Genomic DNA, 20,323 nt, shown 5'->3' on the forward strand with positions numbered 1-20,323 from the left:
ACGCGGGCGGCAGGATCGACGGCATGCGAAGCGCACTCGTCGTCATCGACATCCAGGAGTCCTTCCGGCAGCGGCCCAGCTGGGCCGCCGTGTCGAACCCGGACATCGCCGCCACCGTCGCCCCGCTCGTCGCCGACGCCCGCGAGCGCGGCGACCTCGTTGTATGGGTCTTGCACGCCGCGCCCGGCGCCGGCGACGTCTTCGACCCGGCGCGCGGTTTCCTGCGGTACCTGCCGGACCTGCAACCCCTTCCCGGCGAGCCCGAGCTGGTCAAGACCTCCGCGAACGCGTTCACCACGACCGGCCTGCAGCAGCTGCTGACCGCCGGGGGCATCCGCCACCTGATCGTCACCGGCATCCAGACCGAGCTGTGCTGCGAGACCACCACCCGCCTCGCCGGCGATCTGGGCTACGACGTCACGTTCGTCACCGAGGCGACCGCCACGTTCCCGATCGCGCACCGCGACGAGCGCGACCTGCCGTACGAGCAGATCCTGAGCAGCCCGCGGACGCTGAGGACCGCGGACGTGATCGCCCGCACCGAATATGCTCTGGCCGGTCGCTTCGCCACCATCGCGACCGTCAAGGAGGTCCTCGCCCGGTGAGGGTCGTCTTCCTGCTCGTGCCGCAGGTGCACCTGCTCGACCTGGCCGGCCCCGCACAGGTGTTCTCCACCGTGCGGGACCTCGGCCTGGGCTACGAGCTGCACTACGTGGCCGAGCGGGAGGAGGTCCCGACCGCCCAGGGCCTGCCCGTGCGCGCCCGGACCGAGTGGCCCGCCCTCGACGCCGGGGACCTGGTCGTCGTCCCCGGCTGGCGCGGCCACCGCCTGGGCCACCACGGCCGCCTGACCGGATCGACCCGCGCCCGCCTCGCTGAGCACCACCGCCGCGGCGGGACGGTCGCGTCGGTGTGCGCGGGCGCCGACGCGCTGGGCCAGGCCGGCCTGCTCGACGGCCGCCGCTGCACCACCCACCACGGCCTGCAGGACGACCTCGCGGAGCGCTACCCGGCCGCCCGGGTGGTCCGCGACGTGCTGTTCGTGGTCGACGAGCGGATCGTGACCTCGGCCGGCATCGCCAGCGGCATCGACCTGGCCCTGCACCTGGTCGCGACCAGGCACGGCCCGGCGGTGGCGGCCCAAATCGCCCGCGAGATGGTCGTCTACGCTCGGCGCAACGGCGACGAGCCCCAGCACAGCGCGATGCTGCGCCACCGCGACCACCTCAGCGACGTCGTGCACCGCGTGCAGGACCTCATCGACGCCCGCTTCACCGAGCGCCTGCCGCTGCGCGGCCTCGCCGGCGCCGCGGGCGTGAGCGAGCGGACCCTGACCCGCGCCTTCGGCGAGGCGACGGGCCTGACCCCGCTGCGCTACCAGCAGCTGCTGCGCGTGGAGCGCGCCGAGCACCTCATCAGCCACGGCGCCACGGTCGAGGCGGCCGCCCGCGCCGCGGGCTTCGAAGACGCCCGCATGCTGCGCCGCCTCCGCGCGCGGGAGGTGTGAGAGATCATCTCGGCGGTACCGCGCCGCGCTCACTCTCGGGGTCGAGAAAGATCCGTGCGAAAATCAACGCTCACCCGGCCGGATCTGGAGGGTTTCTCCCTGCTCGACGGGACGGCGCTGGATCTGATCGCGAACAAGCGCGGTGATCACAACCGGCTTGGCGTGGCGGTGCAGATCGATACCGTGCGCTACCTGGGCCACTGCCTGACCGAGGTCACGCCCGGCAGCGCGAGCAGATGCTCACGGATCGGCCGGCCCAGCCCGCCAAATCTTCGATCTTGGATAGCGGCAGACCTCGCCAGGCGAATGCCGCTGGCGGGGTCTGGAGAAATCCCCCTGGGTTTCGGCACGTTCAATTCGTTTTTGCCAAAACTTTTCTAAATTGTCAATCGTCTATTAATGCACTTGTCGTTAATCGGCCATTGACCCGCCAATTGGCGATTGAAAACATCGATGGAGGTGAAGCTGCAAAATCATCTTGAAGGAGGGGAAGCGTGCACCTGCTCAGAATCGCCATCGGAGTGTCCACTCTCGTGGCGGTCGCCGTGGCGACGCCCGGTGTGGCCGGCGCGGCGCCGTCTGTGGCTGCGGAGGCCGGTAGCGTCGCCGTCGGATCCGACCTCGTGCCAGTGTTCGACCCGGCCACCCGCCAGGCCCGGATGGCGACATCGACCACCGCGGCGGCGGTCATCTCGGCGTACTGGACACCCGAGCGGATCGCGGCCGCCAAGCCCGTGACGAACGTCGGTGGTATGTCGGCGCCGGACCGGCGAACGGAGGGCAAGCCGCAGCTCGTCGCCGCGCCGACGGCGGCCAAGGCCGATCTGTCGCTGGCCGTCGCGTTCACCAACACTGAGGGCCGGGTCTTCTACCGGGACCCGGCCGACGGCCTCGACCATGCCTGTTCCGCCGGCGCCGTCAACAGTGGCAAGCGCCGCCTCGTGCTCACCGCCGGGCACTGCGTGTACGGCAACGGTGGCTGGATGGAGAACTGGGTTTTCAAACCCGGCTACAATTTCGGTGCTGGCTCGGCGGGCATTTTCCCGGCCTTCCAGCTGTGGGCGCAGGGCGGCTGGATCAACAACCGCGACCGCCACTACGACTACGCCTTCGCCATCACCCAGAACAATTCCAGCGGCCAGCGGATCGTGGACGCGGTGGGCGGCAACGGTCTTCAGATCAACCCGGGCCGGCCGTTCATCACCTTCATCGGATACCCGAGCAATGTCGCCGGCGGTGAGCAGCAGGCCAGCTGCCAGGGCCAGCTCAGCCGGCGCAGCATCACCAACTCCGACCAGAAGCTCAACTGCAACCTGGGCACAGGCTCCAGTGGCGGCCCGTGGCTGCGGGACTTCGCCAACGGCCTGGGCATTGCGGTCAGCAACACCTCGTACGGCATCAACCCGGACCCGCAGGGTCCCGTGTTCGGCCCGTACTACGACGGCGACACCCTCAACCTGTACAACGCCGCCGAGAACGCCTCGCCCTGACGCCGTGACCTCCGCACATCTCGAGGTGGTGCCGGTCGTCGCGATCGGCACCACCTTGCGGGCCGGCCCGAGGAACCGATCGCAGTCGGCCGCACCCGCGCCGGCCAACCCGAGCGGCCCGGTCGGCGTGCCCGCGCCGCACACTTGTGCGCAGTTCACCGGCGCCGCATCCTTCGGTACTGCCGATGGACGGCGAACTCCTCGTCGGGCTCGCGTCGGCAAGCCGGCTCACCGGCACGCAGGATTTGGCGCTGACCTACACCGTTGACATCGGTGGATGTGAGGGTGCGCCGAGCGGGCTTGCGTACCAGACGCCGGACGTGATGGTTGTCGCTGCCGTCCGGGGCGGACGCGCCAGCCGCGAGTGCGGCGGCGGTACGGATGCGGCAGCCGGCCATCGTTCGGCTTGGCGCACCGCGGGGGGCTGCGGTGGTGATCGATGCGGTCTTCGGCGCGCAACGGCACCATCGCGTGTTGCCGGCGGAGGCGAGATCCGGCGGGCGGGAACGGCGCTCGCGTCGTCGACGGTGAACGACAGTTCGGGCGCAGGCTAGCGGACCCCGGCCAGGGGCGCCGGTGCGGTCAGGGACACCGCCGTCGGGTCGTCGATCATGCGTTGCGGTGGTGGCGGCTCTCGCTGCGGCGGTGAAGCCCAGGTGTGAGGCGACGAAGTGGCAGCGGGCGGCCGTGGAGGCGACCGCCAGGCGGGCCAGGTTGGCCTGGGCGGACGGGATCAGGGTCGGGGGTCGGGCCGGCGCCCAGGCCGCGGGCGGCGTCGGGGGTAGCCAGGCCCATCTTCGTCTCCCGGCAGCCGGCCCGGGCCGCAGCCGCACGGGGTGCCGGCATGTGGACCTCGCCCGAGATGCCGTCGGTGCCGCGCAGCAGGTGGCCGTCGACGATGACGCCGCTGCCCACGCCGACCTCGCCCGCGGCGGCGATCGCGGCCCGCGTGCGGGGGCCGCCCGTGCGCAGGTGGCGCAGGGGCCGGGTCAGGTTGGCCCGGCGCGGCGCGAGCTGGTCGGAGCCGGCACCGGCGCGTGCCTTGCTCACCATCGCGGCTCCCCTCGCGTGTGGACGCCGCCGAAACCGGCGACACCGGAGCCGTCGGCAACGAATCCGGAACGTTTCGAACGTCGTCGCTGAAGTTTGTACAGTCGCGCAGATTCCAACGCAAGAAGTACACGGGAAGGTACACAAACGAAGATCGATGGCACTTCGGGCGTCCATGCGGGGCGTAGACCGTTGACGAGCCGGTAGCGAGTCTGCAACATTTGGCGCAACGCCGTGCAAGATTCCTACGAGCGTCCGACAGACTTACTGCTACTCTCCGCAACTCGATCACACCCCGCCTACGGAGAGGCCGAACCAGTGCAGTGGGAGATGTCCGGCCGCGGGCCGCCGCCGGGTCCGTGACCGTATCGCAGTCAAGCACGCCCGTGGCCGCCACCGCAGCAGCAAGGACCGCACGCCGACCCCCGCCAAAGCCTCGTCGCAGGTCGAGTTACGTCCATCGCCACGCGTCGCCACGTCCCCGCACCACAACCACCCCGCTCGGACGCATGACACACGACGTAAGGAACCCGATGAGATCCAGGACCGTGACGCGAAGGGTGTTCGCGGTGTTCGCCGTGGCCACCCTCGTCGCCGTGACGGCGCAGACGCTGCCGGCGCAGGCCGCCGGCGGGCCGAACCTCGCCTCCGGCCGCCCCGCCACCTCCAGCAGCACCAACGGCGCCAACGGCATCGGCAACATCAACGACGGCAACCAGGCCAGCTACTGGGAGAGCGCCAACAACTCCTGGCCGCAGTGGGCGCAGATCGACCTCGGCAGCGCCAAGAGTATCGACCAGATCAAGCTCAAACTGCCCGACGATGCCGCCTGGCAGACCCGCACCGAGACACTGTCGGTGACCGGCAGCGACGACGGCACGAGCTTCAGCACCATCGTCGGCTCGGCCGGGTACGTGTTCGACCCGTCCACCCACAACACGGTCACCATCAGCTTCAACGCGACGACCACGCGGTACGTCCGGCTGAACTTCTCGGCCAACACCGGCTGGCCCGCCGCGCAGGTCTCCGAGTTCGAGATCTACGGCGTGTCGACGTCGGGCACCAACCTGGCCGCCGGCAAGACGTTCACCGCCAGCACCCAGAACGGGCAGTACGTGCCGGCCAACGGCGGCGACTCGAACCAGAACTCGTACTGGGAGAGCTCCGGCGCCTTCCCGCAGTGGCTGCAGGTCGACCTGGGCTCCGCGGTGCCGGTCAACTCCGTGGTGCTGAAGCTGCCCGCCTCCTGGGGCGCGCGCACCGAGACGCTCGCCGTGCAGGGCAGCACCAACGGCAGCACCTTCTCGGACATCGTGGCCTCCAACGGGTACAACTTCACCCCGAGCGCCGGCAACACGGTGACGATCCCGTTCACGCAGACGACCACGCGGTACGTGCGGGTGAACATCTCGGCGAACACCGGCTGGCCGGCGGCGCAGATCTCGGAGCTCGAGGTCTACGGCCCGACGACCGGTGACACCCAGGCGCCCACCGCGCCGGGCAACCTCGCCTACACCCAGCCGGCCGGCGGCCAGATCAAGCTGACCTGGACCGCCTCGACCGACAACAGCGGCTCCATCGCCGGGTACGACATCTACGCCAACAACACCCTGCGCACCAGCGTGGCCGGCAACGTGCTGACGTACACCGACAGCCAGCCCGACACCGCGACGGTCGCGTACTACGTGAAGGCCCGCGACGCCGCCGGCAACCAGTCGCCGGCGTCCAACACGGTGACCCGCACCGGCACCAACCCCGACACCCAGGCGCCGACCGCGCCGGGCAACCTCGCCTACACCCAGCCGGCCGGCGGCCAGATCAAGCTCACCTGGACCGCCTCGACCGACAACAGCGGCTCCATCGCCGGGTACGACGTCTACGCCAACGACTCGCTGCGCGCCTCGGTCGCCGGCAACGTGCTGACCTACACGGACAACCAGCCGGACTCGGCGACGGTGTCGTACTACGTGAAGGCCCGCGACGCCGCCGGCAACGCCTCCGCGGCCAGCAACACGGTCACCCGCACCGGCACCGGCAACCCGCCGCCGGGCACGAACGTGGCGCTGGGCAAGACGATGGAGGCCAGCGGCTCGGTCTTCACCTTCGTGCCGTCCAACGCCAACGACAACAGCGTCACGACGTACTGGGAGGGCGCGGCCGGCTACCCGGCGACCCTGACGGTGAAGCTCGGCGCCAACCACGACATCTCCAAGATCACGCTGAAGCTCGACCCGAGCAGCGCGTGGGGCACCCGGACCCAGAACCTGCAGGTGCTGGGGCGCGAGCAGGGCGCCTCGACGTTCACCAGCCTGGTGTCGGCGGCGAACTACACCTGGAACCCGGCGACCGGCAACTCGGTCGACATCACCGTCACCGCCCGGGTCGCGGACGTGCGGCTGCAGTTCAACTCCAACACCGGCGCCCCGTCGGGCCAGGTGGCGGAGTTCCAGGTCTTCGGCACCCCGGCGCCGAACCCGGACCTGCAGGTCACCGCGATCTCCTCGGCGCCGGCCGCGCCGGTGGAGACCGACTCGGTGAACCTGACCGCGACGGTGAAGAACAACGGCACCGCCGCCTCGGGCGCGACGAACGTCAACTTCTACCTCGGCACCGCCCAGGGTACGGTCCTGGCCGGCACCGCCAACGTGACCGGCCTCGCCGCCGGCGCGCAGGGCACGTTCACCGCGAACATCGGGCCGCGCACCGCGGGCACCTACACGGTGAGCGCGAAGGTCGACGAGGGCAACTCGGTCATCGAGACCGACGAGTCCAACAACTCCTTCACCTCCGGCACGAACCTCGTGGTCCAGCCGGTGCAGAGCTCGGACCTGGTCGCCTCGCCGGTGGCGTGGTCGCCGTCGAACCCGTCGGCGGGCAACACCGTCACCTTCACCGTCGTCATCAAGAACCAGGGCACGCAGGCCACGGCCGGCGGCGCGCACGGGGTCACGCTGACGCTGCAGGACTCCACCGGCGCCACGGTGAAGACCTTGACGGGTTCGTACACCGGGACGCTCGCCGCGGGCGCCAGTTCGCCGGTGATCACCCTGGGCACCTGGACGGCCGTCAACGGCAAGTACACGGTCCACACCGTGCTCGCCGCGGACACCAACGAGCTGTCGGTCAAGCAGGCCAACAACACCAGCGACAACCCGATGTTCGTCGGGCGGGGCGCGAACATGCCCTACGACATGTACGAGGCCGAGGACGGCACGGTCGGCGGCGGCGCGCAGGTCGTCGGGCCGAACCGCACCATCGGTGACCCGGCGGGTGAGGCGTCCGGCCGCAAGGCCGTCACGCTGAACGGGACCGGGCAGTACGTGCAGTGGACCACCCGGGCGAACACGAACACGGTCGTCGTGCGGTTCTCGATCCCGGACGGCACCACCTCGTCGATCAACGTGTACGTCAACGGCTCCTTCGCCAAGGCGATCCCGCTGACGTCGAAGTTCACGTGGCTGTACGGCAACGAGGCGTCGCCGAGCAACTCCCCCGGCACCGGCCCGCGGCACATCTACGACGAGGCCAACATCATGCTCGACAGCACGGTGCCGGCCGGCAGCACGATCAAGCTGCAGAAGGACGCGGCCAACTCCGGCAACATCGCGGTCGACTTCATCAACCTCGAGCAGGTCTCGCCGATCGCCAACCCGAACCCGGCCACGTACGTCACCCCGGCCGGCTTCACCCAGCAGGACGTGCAGAACGCGTTCGACACCGCGCGGCAGAGCGCCACGGCCGTCGGCGTCTACCTGCCGGCCGGCACGTACGTCACCAACCAGAAGTTCAACGTCTACGGCAAGGCGCTGCAGGTCGTGGGCGCCGGCCCGTGGTACACGAGGTTCTCCACGCCGCAGGACCAGCAGAACACCGACGCGGGCTTCCGGGTCGAGACCTCGGCGGACGGCTCCACGTTCAAGAACCTGGCCTTCTTCGGCAACTACGTCGAGCGTATGGACGGCCCGGGCAAGGTGTGGGGCGAGCTCAAGGACAACCAGAACCTCACGATCGACAACGTCTGGGTGGAGCACACCCTCTGCATGTACTGGGGCGTGCACAACAGCGGCATCAACATCTCCAACAGCCGCATCCGTAACACGTTCGCCGACGGCATCAACTTCACCAACGACACGACCAACACCCACCTGAACAACATCGACGCCCGTAGCACGGGTGACGACTCGTTCGCGCTGTTCTCGGCGATCGACTCCGGCGGCTCGGTGGGCAACCACGACAACCTGTGGGAGAACCTGTCCGCGACGCTCACCTGGCGCGCGGCCGGCTTCGCGGTCTACGGCGGGTACAACAACACGTTCCGCAACATGTACATCGCGGACATGCTGACGTACTCGGGCATCACGATCAGCTCGCTGGACTTCGGCTACCCGTTCGTCGGCTTCGGCACGCAGCCCACGACGATCCAGAACGTGACGCTCGTCCGCGACGGCGGCCACTTCTGGGGCCAGCAGGCGTTCGGCGCGATCTGGGTGTTCTCGGCCTCGAAGGAGTTCCGCGGCATCCGGGTGTCCGATGTGGACATCGTGGACCCGACGTACTCCGGCATCATGTTCCAGACGAAGTACAAGGACCCCAACACGCCCGAGAACCTGATCACGGACACCATCTTCACCAACATCACCATCAGCGGCGCGAAGCGCAGCGGTGACGCGTTCGACGCGAAGTCCGGCATCGGCATCTGGGCGAACGAGATGCCCGAGCCCGGCCAGGGCCCGGCCCGCGGGTCGGCCACGTTCAACCACCTGACGTTCTCGAACAACGCCGAGAACATCCGCAACACCACGTCCACCTTCACCCTCACCATCAACCCGTAACCACGCACCAGCCCAGAACGCGAACGGCCGCCGGTCTCCCCGGCGGCCGTTCGTTTCCTACGTAGCCTCCTTCGACGCGGCCCTCGCGCGCTTCACCGCCGGCCACGCGATCCTCGGCGACGTGCCGTGATGAGCGGGTAGCCGGGTGGCATCAGGCGATCCGGGCTGGCTGACGATGGCGCTGGTGGGGCCCCGGTGGCTGGGCGGCGTCAGGGCAACCCGGGCCAGGCGGAGCCTTCCCGGCCTGGTGTGAGTGGTCGTGCGTCGGCGCTGGTGGGGCCGCGGGCGGGGTGGCGTCAGGGCAACCCAGGCCGGGCGGAGTCTTCCCGGCCTGGCGTGATTGGTCGTGGCGTCGGCGCTGGTGGCGGCCGGAGGCTGGGTGGCGTCAGGGCAACCCGGGCCGGGCGGAGCCGACGGCGGCGGCTTCCCGGCCTGGTGTGAGTGGTCGTGGCGTCGGCGCTGGGGGCTGGGTGGCGAGGTCAGGCGACCCCGGCCGGGCGGAACTGGACCGACACGCGCGGGCCGACCGGGCGCGCCGTCTTCGGCACCGCGTGCTCCCAGGTCCGCTGGCACGAGCCGCCCATCACGACCAGGTCGCCGTGGCCGAGCGGGAACCGCACGCTGTCGCCGCCGCCGCGCGGGCGTAGCAGCAGGGAGCGCGGCGAGCCGAACGACACGATCGCGACCATCGTGTCGAAGCGGGCGCCGCGGCCGATCGTGTCGCCGTGCCAGGCGACGCTGTCGCGGCCGTCGCGATACAGGCACATGCCCGCGGTCATGAACGGCTCGCCGAGTTCCTCCACGTAGTGCGCGGTGAGCCGGCGGCGGGCCTGCGTCAGCAGTGGGTGCGGCAGCGTCTCCTCGGCCGGATACCACCGGGTCAGGCGCGGCACGTCGACCACGTCGTCATACATCTTGCGGCGCTCCGCCCGCCAGTCCACCTCGTGCAGGAGGGTCTGCAGGATCGCGTCGGAGCCGAGCACCCAGCCCGGCAGGTGATCGACCCAGGCACCCCGGCTCAGGTGGTGGCGGGTGACCTGGCCGATCAGCGACCCCAGGGAAGGGCCCGCGACGTCGAACATCGACGGCTGGTACGCGAGGTCAATCATGCTCGCAATGATACCCGATTTCGAACACGCGTACGAGCACGACACGTGAAGACGCGCCAAGGCCTTACAGTATGTCGATGCAGTCGGCACGCAAAGTTGATCGCGGCGCGACGGAGCCCGGATGCCCGGTCGAGGCCGGCCCGGACGGGGTGTGGCGCGTCCGGGGGCTCGCCGCGGGGCGGGCGGTGCTGCGCAGCACGGACACCGTGCAGGCCGGGCTCGGGGTGCAGACCGTGGAGAAGCTGCCGCCCAGCATCCGGCGGCCGGTGCTCTACCGGGACGGGAGCGAGCACCAGCAGTACCGCCGGCAGACCGCGAAGTTCTTCACTCCCCGCCGGGTCGAGCAGCACTATCGCGGTCTCATGGTCGAGATCGCCGAGCGGCAGCTGGACGTGCTGCGCTGCGACGGTGAGGCCGAACTGTCCACGCTGAGCTTCCGCCTCGCCGTCGACGTCGCCGCGGCCGTGACCGGGCTGACCGAGAGCCGCCCGGGCATCGACGCGCGCCTCGAGCGCTTCTTCCCCGAGAAGTTCGGCCGCCACGGGTTCACCAGCATCGACGGCATTCGCTGGTTCGTGCGCCAGAACGCGCAGTTCCTCGGCATCTACCTCAAGGACGTGCGCCCCGCGATCCGCCCCCGCCGCCGGGCGCGCCGCGACGACCTGATCTCGCACCTGCTGGACGAGGGCTGCCGCGACGGCGAGATCCTCGGCGAGGTGATCACGTTCGCGGCCGCGGGCATGGTGACGACGCGGGAGTTCATCAAGGTCGCCGCCTGGCACCTCTTCACCGATCAAGGGCTCCGGATACAGTACCGCGAGAGCCCCGAACCCGACCGCCTCGCGCTCCTGCACGAACTGCTCCGCCTGGAGCCGGTCGTCGGCAACCTCGGGCGCCGCACCACCGCCGCGCTGACGGTCTCCTCCGGCGACGCCACGGTGACGATTCCGGCCGGTGCGCTCGTCGACGTCGACGTGAGCGCCGCGAACCTCGACCCGGACGCCGTCGGCGCCGACCCCGGCGCGGTCCGCCCCGCCCGACCCCTCGCGCCGGGCGTGGCCCCGGCGGCGCTGTCGTTCGGCGACGGCCCGCACCGCTGCCCGGGCGCCCACGTGGCGATACAGGAGTCCGACATCTTCCTCACCCGCCTCCTCGCCCTGCCCGGCATCCGGATGAGCAGCCCGCCGCGGGTCGCGATGAAGCCGGACATCAGCGCGTACGAGCTACGAGGCCTCCGCGTCGCCGCTGACCCCGTCCGGGCGTAAATGATCGACGTGCCTCGCTGCGCCGCGTGACTCGGCTCGCGAATGGCCGTATCGTGAGAGCGGCTCGGATGTTGGAAGGTGTTGAGCCTGATGAGTCCCGCCGATCGGTTCGCCGTGTTCCCCGAACTCAACGTCACCGTCGAACCCCTGCCCGGCCAGGCTCTGCGCGTCCGCGTCGCCGGCGAGGTGACCATGGAGAACGTCGGCGAACTTCGCTGCGTGCTGCTGCGCGCCATCGACGACGTGCGTGCCCGCGCCGTGGAGGTCGACCTCGCCCTGGTGACGTTCATCGACTCGACCGGCATCGGCAAGCTCGTCTCGGCCCGCGCGCACGCCGGCGCCAACGGCAGCGACCTGTGGATCGTCAACCCCAGCCCCGGTGTCCGCCGCGTGCTGAGCCTGCTGGGCCTGCTGGAGGTCCTCGGCACCCCGACCGGCACCAGCGGGTGGGCCCCGCCCAAGTCCGCGTAGCCGCCACCGGCCCGGTTCCGCCGCGGATGGTCGTCCGGGCCGTCTTCGCGGGCGAGGCGGGCCGGGCCTCGGTGGTCAACCGTCGCGCAGGGCCTGTGCCAGGCGGTGGACGCCCTCCTCCAGCAGGGGCGGGGGAGCGGCGGCGAAGGTGAGGCGCAGGTGCGGGGCGTCGGGCTCGGCGGCGTACCAGGGGCGGCCGGGGAAGACGACCACGTTGCGAGCCGCTGCGGCGGTGGTGAGTGCGACGTCGTCGGTGCCCTCGGGGAGGCGGAGCCAGGCGTGGAGGCCGCCGCGCGGCACTGCCGGCGGGTCGAGCGCCGGCAGGTGGCGGCGGACCGCGTCGAGGAGGGCGTCGCGGCGGGTGCGCAGGGCCGTGCGCAGAGACCTCAGGTGGCGGGGCCAGGCCGGGGAGGTGACGAAGTCCAGGGTGGCCTGCTGCAGCGGGCCCGCCACGAAGAAGTCGTCCAGCACCCGCGCCGCGCGCAGGCGGGCGCCGGCCGGGCCCCGGGCGCCGATCGCGGCCACGCGCAGGCCCGGCGCGGCGGACTTGGTCAGCGAGCGAAGGTACACGACGTGGCCGCCCGGGTCGTTCGCCACCAGCGGGGGCGGCGGATCGCCGTCGACGGCCAGGTCGCGGGCGTAGTCGTCCTCGAGCAGGAAGGCGCCGGCCGCGGTGACCTCGGCCAGGACCTCGGGGCGGCGGGCGGGGGAGAGGGTCGCGCCGTGCGGGTTGGCGAACAGCGGCTGGCAGTAGAACAGGCGGGCCCCCGTCCGGTGCAGCGCGGCGGCCAGCAGGTCGGGGCGCACGCCGTCGACGTCGGCGGGCACCGGGACGACGCGCAGGCCGGCGGCCCGGGCCGCGGCCAGGGCGCCCAGGTACGTCGGGGACTCCACCAGCACCGTGTCGCCCGGGGCCGCGAGCGCCCGGAACGCCGTGGCGAGCGCCGACTGGCCGCCCGGGCAGATCACGAAGTCCTCGGCCCGCATCGGGCCGGCGCCGCGGGCGAACCAGGCGCGCAGGTCCTCGCGGCCCTCGACCGGGCCGCGCTGCCAGCTCGCCGGGTGGCGGGCCGCCCGCGCCAGGGCCGCGCCCAGGGCGGACGCCGGTTGCAGGTCCGGGTCCAGGTATCCGCTGGAGAGGGGTATCGCCCCCGGGCGGGGGATGGCCAGCAGCGCCTGCATCGAGTCCTCGCCCGGTGGGCGGGGGCCGAGCGCGATCGACTGCCACGACAGGTCCGGCGCGGCGGACGCCGGCGGCGCGGGCCGGGCCGCGACGAACGAGCCGCGGCCCGGCTGGGTGTCCAGCAGGCCCTCGGCGGCCAGGGCCCGGATCGCCCTCGTCACGGTGATCGGGGACGCCTGGTGGCGGGCGGTCAGCTCGCGGACCGTCGGCAGGCGGGTGCCCGGGGGAGCGCCGGTCAGGGCCGCACGCAGATCTTGGATAACGCGTTCGGCTGCGTTATCGTCATTCATGACAGGTAAGGATAACGTTACTCACCGCGGGGCGATAACGGGGGCCGCGCTCGGAGCGCTGGGCGTCCTCGGGTTCAGCCTGTCGCTGCCGGCCACGCGGGTCGCCGTCGAGCACCTCGACCCGTGGTTCGTCGCCTTCGGCCGGGCCGTCGGGGCCGGGCTGCTCGCGGTCGCGTACCTCGTCGCCGTCCGGGCACCGCGGCCGTCACCCGCGCAGTGGCGGCGCCTCGCCGTGGTCGCGGCCGGGGTCGTCGCCGGGTTCCCGATGTTCACCTCGCTGGCGCTGCGGAGCAGTACCGCCGCCCATGGGGCCGTCGTCATCGCGCTGCTGCCCGCGGTCACGGCCGGGTTCGCCGTCCTGCGCGCCCGGGAGCGCCCGACGCCGGCGTTCTGGCTCGCGGGCGCGGCGGGGCTGGCCGCCGTGCTGGTGTTCCTGGGGCTCAGCGGCACCGTGGCGGGAGCGGTCGGGCCCGCCGACCTGTTCCTGCTGGCGGCCGTCGCGCTGTGCGGTCTCGGATACGCCGAGGGCGGCGCCCTCTCCCGCGAGCTCGGCGGGGCCCGCACCATCTGCTGGGCCCTGGTCCTCGCCCTGCCGTTCACGATCGCCGTCACCGCGGCCGCCGCGGTGCACCGCCCGCCGCACGCGCCGGCCGCGGCCTGGTCCGGCTTCGCCTACCTCACCGTCGTGTCCATGTTCCTGGGGTTCTTCGCCTGGTACGGCGGCCTGGCCCGCGGCGGCGTCGCCCGCGTCGGCCAGATCCAGCTCGCCCAGCCGGTCCTCACCCTGGCCTGGTCCGCCGCGCTGCTGCACGAGCACGTCGCGCCGGCCGCGCTCGTGGCCGCCCTCGCCGTCCTCGCCTGCGTGGCCCTGACCCAGCGCCTGCGCGCACCGGCTGCGGAGCGACCAGCACCGGGCGCGATCTCATCGTCCGGCGGACGAGTTCCCGTTCGACCCGGCGCACCAGGAGGCGTACATCCGGCGGCCCGCGACTCGGCGCGGGACAATGGACTGCATGCTGATCGCTTTCGCCGCCGATGACTCCAACGCCACCACCGAGGCCGTGCTCGCTGAGCTGGCCGCGCAGGGGCACGAGGTGTTGCGCATCACCGAGCCGGCCTGGCCGGACCTCGGCGCCGGGGTCGGGCGGGCCGTGGCCGAGGGGCGGGCCGCGCTCGGGGTCGTCATGTGCTGGACCGGCACCGGCACGGCGATCGCGGCCAACAAGGTGCCCGGGGCGCTCGCCGCGGTCGCCTGGGATCCCTGGGTGGCCCGCGGTGCGCGGCTGTGGAACGACGCGAACGTGCTCGCGATGAGCCTCAAGCGGCTCGCGCCCGACGTGGCGGTCGAGGTGCTGCGGGCGTTCCTGGAAGTTCCCGCGCCCGACCCCGACGAGGCGGAGAGCATCGCGCTGCTCAAGGGGCTCGACGCCGGGCGGTGACCATTCCGTTATGTAGTAAGGCGCAACCGGGCCGGTGAGCCCGAGGTCATTGCTCTGTGAACGGCGACGCACATCGCCGTCCCACGCGACAGTCCCAAATCGACATAGCCCACATGAATACCCGAAGAATTCGGCGACCCACACGGTGGGCGTGGTGCATGCCCGCGCCCTGTGCACTGTGCACTGTCCACAGTGCACACAAAGTGGACGGTCGCCGGGTGATGGGTGCTGCCCGCGTGCGAGACCCGAAATCCGCGGCCCCACAACTGCGGCAACCGGAGAGGCACTTACATATGAATATCTCGCGAGGGGCGCTGGTGGCCGGTGCGGTCGCCACGACGCTCGTGCTGTCCGCCTGCGGCGGCGGATCCAGCAGCGACAATACCAGCAAGGACAATGGTCAGAAAGGTGCCTGGGGCTTCAATTCCGCGCTCACCGGCGTGGTGAACCCGTCCGACAAGAAGGGCGGCACGCTCAAGCTCACCATCCACGACGAGCCGGACTCGCTCGACCCGCAGATCGCGTACTACGCGAGCGAGTGGAACCTCATGAAGGGCTTCTACGTCCGGGCGCTGCTCACCAACGATGTGAAGCCGGGTGCCGACGGGCTCAAGCTCGTGCCGGACCTGGCCGCCGACATGCCCACGATCGAGGACGGCGCCAAGAAGTACACCTTCAAGCTCAAGCGCGGCATCAAGTTCGAGGACGGCTCGCCGATCACGTCCAAGGACATCAAGTACGGCATCGAGCGCGTCTTCGCCACCGAGGTCGTCAACGCCGGGCCGAAGCAGTTCGTCGACGTGCTCGACCAGGGTCAGAAGTACGAGGGCGTGTACAAGGACGCCGACCCGAACAAGCTCGGCCTGAAGTCGGTCCAGACGCCGGACGACACCACCATCGTCTTCACGCTGGCCAAGCCCAACGCGGACTTCCTCTACCTGCTGTCGATGCCGGCGGCGAGCCCGGTGCCGCGGGCCAAGGACACCGGCTCGCAGTACGCCAACCACCCGGTCTCCTCCGGCCCGTACAAGTTCGAGTCGTACGACGCGGGCAAGAAGCTCGTGATGGTCCGCAACGACCAGTGGGACCCGAAGACCGACACGGTGCGCAAGGCGCTGCCGGACCGCGTCGAGGTCACCTACGGCACGGCGAACGAGGAGATCGACAACCAGCTGCTGTCCGAGGAGGTCGACCTCGACATCGCCCAGACCGGCTTCCAGCCCGGCTCGCAGGCGAAGGTGCTGCTGAACCCGGACAAGAAGAAGAACGCCGACGCGCCGGTGACGGGCTTCATCCGGTACGTGGCCATCTCGACGAAGGTCGCGCCGTTCGACAACATCCACTGCCGCAAGGCGGTGCAGTACGCGCTGGACAAGACGGCCATGCAGACCGCCCGCGGCGGCGCGGAGGCCGGTGGTGCGATCGCCACGAACATGCTGCCGCCGACGATCGCCGGGCACGACGACGCCGACGACGTGTTCAACACCAAGTCCGGCAAGCCGCAGATCGACAAGGCCAAGGAGGAGCTCGCCGCGTGCGGCAAGCCCTCCGGTTTCGAGACGGTCATCGCGACGCGCAACGCCGGCAAGGAGCTCAAGACGGCGGAGGCGCTGCAGCAGTCGCTGGCGGCGATCGGCATCACCGCGCGGATCGACCCGCAGGACGCGGCGCTGTACTTCCGCTCGATCATCGGCTCGCCGAGCAACGTGCACAACAAGGGCTACGGCCTGATGCTCGCCGGCTGGGGCGCGGACTACCCGACGGCGGCGGGCTTCCTGCGGGTGATCGTCGACAGCCGGGCGATCTCCGAGTCCGGCAACAACAACTACGCCGAGCTGTCCGACCCGGCCATCGACGCGCTGATCGACCAGGCCTCGGCCGAGCCCGACCCGGCGAAGAACGCCGAGATCTGGAAGCAGATCAACGCGAAGGTGTCGGCGACGGCGGCGTACATGCCGTTCGTCTTCGACAAGGCGCTGAACTACCGCAACCCGCGCCTGACGAACGTGTACATCACGCAGTACTACGGGATGGTCGACTTCGGTAATCTCGGCGTCATGAGCTGACCGCTTCGGGAGTGCCCGGGTTGACGAGGGACTTCCCGGGCACGGCGGTGACACGGCCGGCCGCTCTTCCTCCTTGGGGTGGCCGGTCGCGTCCGGCCCGGGTCCGTGGCCCGACGGACCCGGGCCGCTTTTCAGGTCGTTCAGTAGGCCACGTTCACGCGCTCGTGGATCCACTCCGGGTGCTCAAGCGCGCGGAACATCGCGTCGGCGACATCGGCGCGTGACAGCGACCGTCCACCCCGGACGTTCACGCCGACGACGGTCCGATATGGACGGTTGGGGCCGTCGGCCAGGCGCGGAGGCGCGAGCAGGGTCCAGTCCAGGTCGCTCGCGCGCAGGATGCGCTCGGCCTCGGCGAGGTCCTCGAAGCCCTCGCGCAGGAGTCGCCGCAGCAGCGGCTTGGCGATCGCGCGCGTGACGGGCCCGTCGCCCGCGTCGCTCACCCGTCCCGCCGCGTCGACGGTGACGAGCCGGCGCACGCCCGTGGCCCGCATCGCGGCGACCTGGGCGCGGGCGCCGTCGGCCTGCACGGTGCTGCGCGCGGCCGGGTCGTTGGCCCGGCGGGCCTTCATCTCGCCGGTCCGGACGCCGAGCGCGGACAGCACCGCGTCGCGCCCGGCCACCGCCGCGGCCAGGGCCTCGGTGTCGCTCAGGTCGGCGACGACCACGTCGCAGCCCAGATCGGCCGGGCGGCGGGCGATCGCGGTCATCTCGTGGCCCTTGGCCAGGCCCTGGCTGATGAGCCGGCGGCCGATGCCGCCGGTCGCGCCGAAGACGGTGAGTTTCATGACGTGGTTCCCCCCTGCGGGTTAGTGAGTGCTCACTAACCCCTACAATGACACGCGTGCACTCGTTTCGGAAGGGGTCGGCGTGGCCTCGACGCGTGAGCTGATTCTCGACGCGGCCGCGCGGGTGCTGCGCGAGCGCGGGCTCGCCAACGCCACCACCAAGGAGATCGCGCGGGCGGCCGGGTTCTCCGAGGCGACGCTGTACAAGCACTTCCGGGACAAGCTCGAGCTGATGGTCGTGGTGCTGCACGAGCGCGGGCCGCAGTTCATCCCGATGCTGATGACACTGCCGGCGCGGGCGGGCACGGCACCGGTGCGGGAGCTGCTGAGCGAGCTCGCGGCCGTGTGCATCACGTTCTACCGCGACGGGTTCCCGATGTTCGCCTCCATCTTCTCCGACCCGGCGATCCTGGCCGCGCACCGCGCCCACCTGAGCGCACGCGACCTCGGACCGCACCGGGCCAACGAGGGGCTGGCCGCGTACCTGCGGGCGGAGCAGTCGCTGGGCAACATCGCGGCGGACGCCGACCCCGAGGCGATCGCCGGGCTCCTGCTCGGGGCCTGCTTCCAGCACGCGTTCACCAGCTTCTTCGCGCCGGCCCCGCGCGAGGACAAGGCAGCAGCGGCCGCCTTCGTGGCCGGTCTGCGGCTCTGAGCCCCCGACGCACCGAAACGTCGTCCGGATGTGGACCCGGCAACCACGTCACATCGGTGTCGACGTCGAACGTTCCCGGTCCGTGGCCGAGCTCGGCCTGCGTGGCGGCGGCCCGGAACTGGACGCGCTCATCGTCGCAGCGGAGCAACTCGCCGACGAACGCGGCCTGCATCCGCTGCCGCGGCTCAGCTCCTGACCGCCGCCGCCCGCGCCGGCGGCGGGCCCAGCGACCGGCGGGGCCGCCGCACGTGGCGGCGCGGACCGAACAGGGCGGTGCCGTGGCGGTGGGACGCTCAGAAGCGAACGATGAGCGCGATCCGGCCGTCGGCCGCGAGGCTGTCGTCGCCTACGAACGTGACGTCCCCGCCCTGCCGTGCCACCGATTCGACGATGTCGTCGACCGCGTCGTCGACGAGCACCCCGGGCACGTCCTGGCCGGGTGGATCGAGATGGTCGCCGTGGACCACGGCGGGGGTGTGGTAGCCCTCCTCGACCACGAGGTGCGCGCCGCGGCCCTGGTGTGCGAGGCTCCAGCACTCGGCGATCCCGGCCGCGAACCGGTTGGCACCGCGGGCCGCGTCCAGCGACTCCAGCGCCGCCCCCTGCTCCATCGCCGTGTAGGCGGCCAGGCGCGGGGCGAGCAGCTGATACACGTCGTGCGCCCCGGCGTGGTCATAGTTGCCCAGCACGGTGCCGGCGAACGGCCGCGGCCACTCGGCGGCGAAGGAGGCGAGGTGGCGCTCGACGCCGAGGACGAACACCGGCCGCGGGTCGAGCCGGTCGATCTCGCCCAGCGCGGTCGCGACGTCGCGGAAGAACTGCCGGTGCCACTCGATCTCGAACTTGCTCGGCTCCTGCCCGTAGTCGCGCGGCAGCCCCGTCGCCCCGTGCGTGAACGGGAAGCCGTGCGAGTGCACCTCGACGAGGTCGGCCCCGTCGCCGCTCCACAGCCGCGTCGGCTGCTCGGAGAGCACGACGGCCCAGTACCGGTGCCGGCGCGCCGCGTCGGCGACGACGTCACGGACCTCGTACGTGTCGGCGATGACGACCCGCTCCTGCACCGGGCTGTCCAGCAGCCGCACGTGCACCTGGCCGGGCGAGGCGAACACCGCCAGCCCCTCGCCGGTGTGCCGCAGGTCGAGGTGCTCGGCGGCGGTGGCGATCTCACCGTACACCTGCGCGGCGACCTCCCGCGACACCGTCTCGTCGGCCTCCAGGCGCCGCCGCGCCTCGGCGAGCAGGTTGCGCAGCCGGATCGGGTCCTGCTCGTTCCCCGGGGCCTTGCGGTGGGTCGGCATGAGCAACGAGACCGCCGGATAGCCGGTCGGGGTCAGCATCGCCAGGTCCTTCACCGTCATGCGCCCACCGTGCCTCCGCGCGCCGCCGGGCGGGCTCGCCCGCGGCGGGTTAGGTTCGATGTCGTGGGCAAACGCTTCGAGATCGTGCGCGAGGGCACGCTGCCGGTCGGCCAGGTCGACGTCTTCGACGGCTTCACGACGGGCACCGCCGGCTGGCTGTGGCCGGTGGAGTACGAGCCGCGCGAGGGCGGCGCGGCCGGCTTCGGCGGCACCGTGACGGTGTGGGACCCGCCGCACAAGGTGGTGTCGCGGATGGAGGGCCCGGACGGCTGGTTCAACGAGCTGTCGCACGAGGTCGTCCCGGCGCCGGGCGGCGCGCACTTCCGCTACGTGCACAGCGGCATCTTCGTCGACGACTGGGAGCAGCAGTACGACGGCGCCTCCCAGCACACCGACTTCTACCTGCACACCTTCGCGCAGTACCTGCTGCACTTCCGCGGCCGCCCCGCCACGTACTCCACAGTGGACTATTCGGAGCCGCTGGACTTCCGCCGCATCGCCGGCGACGCGGCCCAGGGCGCGACGGCGTGGGTCGACCTGCCGGTGGTGGGCGCGGCCGAGGCGGTCGTCGACTACCGCCACCCGCACTTCCTGGGCCTGCGCACCGGCGACGCGATGATCCGCTTCTTCGGCCGCTCGGCGTTCGGCGGCACCGACGCGGTGGCAGTCCACGACTTCGCGGGGACGGACCCGCAGGAGCTGGAGAACGCCTGGAAGGCGTTTCATGGCTCGGGTCCGCGTCACTGACGGACCGTCGCTCCCGCCAGAGAGCGTTCGGCCGTGGCCGGCCTCTCTGCCAGGTCCGTGTGGCCAAGAGCCT

18 protein-coding genes are annotated in these 20,323 nt (G+C 71.4%); 13 read left to right on the forward strand and 5 right to left on the reverse strand.

The window, feature by feature from the left end; genetic code table 11:
• Positions 1-23: 23 nt before the first annotated feature.
• From ACQPY0_RS14185 to ACQPY0_RS14205, 5 genes are all read left to right on the forward strand, one after another.
• Complete coding sequence (locus ACQPY0_RS14185; RefSeq protein WP_432988755.1) at positions 24-605, forward strand: cysteine hydrolase family protein; 582 nt, start codon at positions 24-26, stop codon at positions 603-605.
• Entirely contained in the window at positions 602-1,507 is a 906-nt protein-coding gene (locus ACQPY0_RS14190; RefSeq protein WP_432988758.1) for a GlxA family transcriptional regulator, read from the forward strand. The genes ACQPY0_RS14185 and ACQPY0_RS14190 overlap by 4 nt, the downstream gene beginning before the upstream one ends.
• Before the next feature lie 54 nt (positions 1,508-1,561).
• Complete coding sequence (locus ACQPY0_RS14195) at positions 1,562-1,888, forward strand: DUF4158 domain-containing protein (RefSeq protein WP_432988760.1); 327 nt, start codon at positions 1,562-1,564, stop codon at positions 1,886-1,888.
• Positions 1,889-2,001: 113 nt separating this feature from the next.
• Positions 2,002-2,997, forward strand: coding sequence for a trypsin-like serine peptidase (locus ACQPY0_RS14200; protein ID WP_432988763.1), 996 nt, complete (start codon positions 2,002-2,004; stop codon positions 2,995-2,997).
• A 185-nt stretch (positions 2,998-3,182) separates the two neighbouring features.
• A complete protein-coding gene (locus ACQPY0_RS14205; RefSeq protein WP_432988765.1) occupies positions 3,183-3,551 on the forward strand; it encodes a hypothetical protein in 369 nt (122 codons plus the stop codon).
• 55 nt (positions 3,552-3,606) lie between these two features.
• Here ACQPY0_RS14205 and ACQPY0_RS14210 read toward each other — a convergent pair whose 3' ends face one another.
• Complete coding sequence (locus ACQPY0_RS14210) at positions 3,607-4,050, reverse strand: hypothetical protein (RefSeq protein ID WP_432988767.1); 444 nt, start codon at positions 4,048-4,050, stop codon at positions 3,607-3,609.
• A gap of 530 nt (positions 4,051-4,580) precedes the next feature.
• Here ACQPY0_RS14210 and ACQPY0_RS14215 point away from each other — a divergent pair.
• The gene (locus tag ACQPY0_RS14215; protein WP_432988769.1) at positions 4,581-8,879 is read left to right on the forward strand and encodes a discoidin domain-containing protein; all 4,299 of its coding nucleotides are present in this window, start codon (positions 4,581-4,583) and stop codon (positions 8,877-8,879) included.
• 479 nt (positions 8,880-9,358) lie between these two features.
• On the opposite strand, the gene ACQPY0_RS14220 is transcribed toward ACQPY0_RS14215, so the two are convergent.
• Complete coding sequence (locus ACQPY0_RS14220; protein WP_432988771.1) at positions 9,359-9,988, reverse strand: alpha-ketoglutarate-dependent dioxygenase AlkB; 630 nt, start codon at positions 9,986-9,988, stop codon at positions 9,359-9,361.
• A gap of 77 nt (positions 9,989-10,065) precedes the next feature.
• Between ACQPY0_RS14220 and ACQPY0_RS14225 the strand changes: the two genes are divergently transcribed.
• Together ACQPY0_RS14225 and ACQPY0_RS14230 are read left to right on the forward strand one after the other, a co-directional pair.
• Positions 10,066-11,253 (forward strand): cytochrome P450, encoded by a 1,188-nt coding sequence (locus ACQPY0_RS14225; RefSeq protein ID WP_432988773.1) that lies wholly within the window; start codon positions 10,066-10,068, stop codon positions 11,251-11,253.
• Between the two features lie 90 nt (positions 11,254-11,343).
• Positions 11,344-11,724, forward strand: coding sequence for an STAS domain-containing protein (locus ACQPY0_RS14230; protein ID WP_432988775.1), 381 nt, complete (start codon positions 11,344-11,346; stop codon positions 11,722-11,724).
• Between the two features lie 75 nt (positions 11,725-11,799).
• Here the strand turns inward: ACQPY0_RS14230 and ACQPY0_RS14235 are convergent, their stop codons facing one another.
• The gene (locus ACQPY0_RS14235; RefSeq protein ID WP_432988777.1) at positions 11,800-13,197 is read right to left on the reverse strand and encodes a PLP-dependent aminotransferase family protein; all 1,398 of its coding nucleotides are present in this window, start codon (positions 13,195-13,197) and stop codon (positions 11,800-11,802) included.
• On the opposite strand from ACQPY0_RS14235, the gene ACQPY0_RS14240 reads away from it, so the two are divergent.
• From ACQPY0_RS14240 to ACQPY0_RS14250, 3 genes are all read left to right on the forward strand, one after another.
• Complete coding sequence (locus ACQPY0_RS14240; RefSeq protein ID WP_432988779.1) at positions 13,196-14,236, forward strand: DMT family transporter; 1,041 nt, start codon at positions 13,196-13,198, stop codon at positions 14,234-14,236. The genes ACQPY0_RS14235 and ACQPY0_RS14240 overlap by 2 nt on opposite strands.
• On the forward strand, positions 14,211-14,636 hold the full coding sequence (locus tag ACQPY0_RS14245) for an RpiB/LacA/LacB family sugar-phosphate isomerase (protein ID WP_432988781.1): 426 nt from the start codon (positions 14,211-14,213) through the stop codon (positions 14,634-14,636). The genes ACQPY0_RS14240 and ACQPY0_RS14245 overlap by 26 nt, the downstream gene beginning before the upstream one ends.
• Before the next feature lie 293 nt (positions 14,637-14,929).
• Positions 14,930-16,702, forward strand: a complete 1,773-nt coding sequence (locus ACQPY0_RS14250; protein ID WP_432988783.1) for an ABC transporter substrate-binding protein — start codon at positions 14,930-14,932, stop codon at positions 16,700-16,702.
• Positions 16,703-16,842: 140 nt separating this feature from the next.
• On the opposite strand, the gene ACQPY0_RS14255 is transcribed toward ACQPY0_RS14250, so the two are convergent.
• Positions 16,843-17,490, reverse strand: coding sequence for an NAD(P)-dependent oxidoreductase (locus tag ACQPY0_RS14255; RefSeq protein ID WP_432988785.1), 648 nt, complete (start codon positions 17,488-17,490; stop codon positions 16,843-16,845).
• An 82-nt stretch (positions 17,491-17,572) separates the two neighbouring features.
• Here ACQPY0_RS14255 and ACQPY0_RS14260 point away from each other — a divergent pair, with 82 nt between their 5' ends.
• The gene (locus ACQPY0_RS14260; RefSeq protein ID WP_432988787.1) at positions 17,573-18,145 is read left to right on the forward strand and encodes a TetR/AcrR family transcriptional regulator; all 573 of its coding nucleotides are present in this window, start codon (positions 17,573-17,575) and stop codon (positions 18,143-18,145) included.
• 293 nt (positions 18,146-18,438) lie between these two features.
• On the opposite strand, the gene ACQPY0_RS14265 is transcribed toward ACQPY0_RS14260, so the two are convergent.
• The gene (locus tag ACQPY0_RS14265) at positions 18,439-19,503 is read right to left on the reverse strand and encodes a hypothetical protein (protein ID WP_432988789.1); all 1,065 of its coding nucleotides are present in this window, start codon (positions 19,501-19,503) and stop codon (positions 18,439-18,441) included.
• Positions 19,504-19,566: 63 nt separating this feature from the next.
• Here ACQPY0_RS14265 and ACQPY0_RS14270 point away from each other — a divergent pair, with 63 nt between their 5' ends.
• Positions 19,567-20,250, forward strand: a complete 684-nt coding sequence (locus ACQPY0_RS14270; RefSeq protein ID WP_432988791.1) for an SRPBCC family protein — start codon at positions 19,567-19,569, stop codon at positions 20,248-20,250.
• Positions 20,251-20,323 lie beyond the last annotated feature (73 nt).

Source organism: Dactylosporangium sp. CA-233914, from assembly GCF_050942935.1.
Lineage (GTDB): Bacteria > Actinomycetota > Actinomycetes > Mycobacteriales > Micromonosporaceae > Dactylosporangium.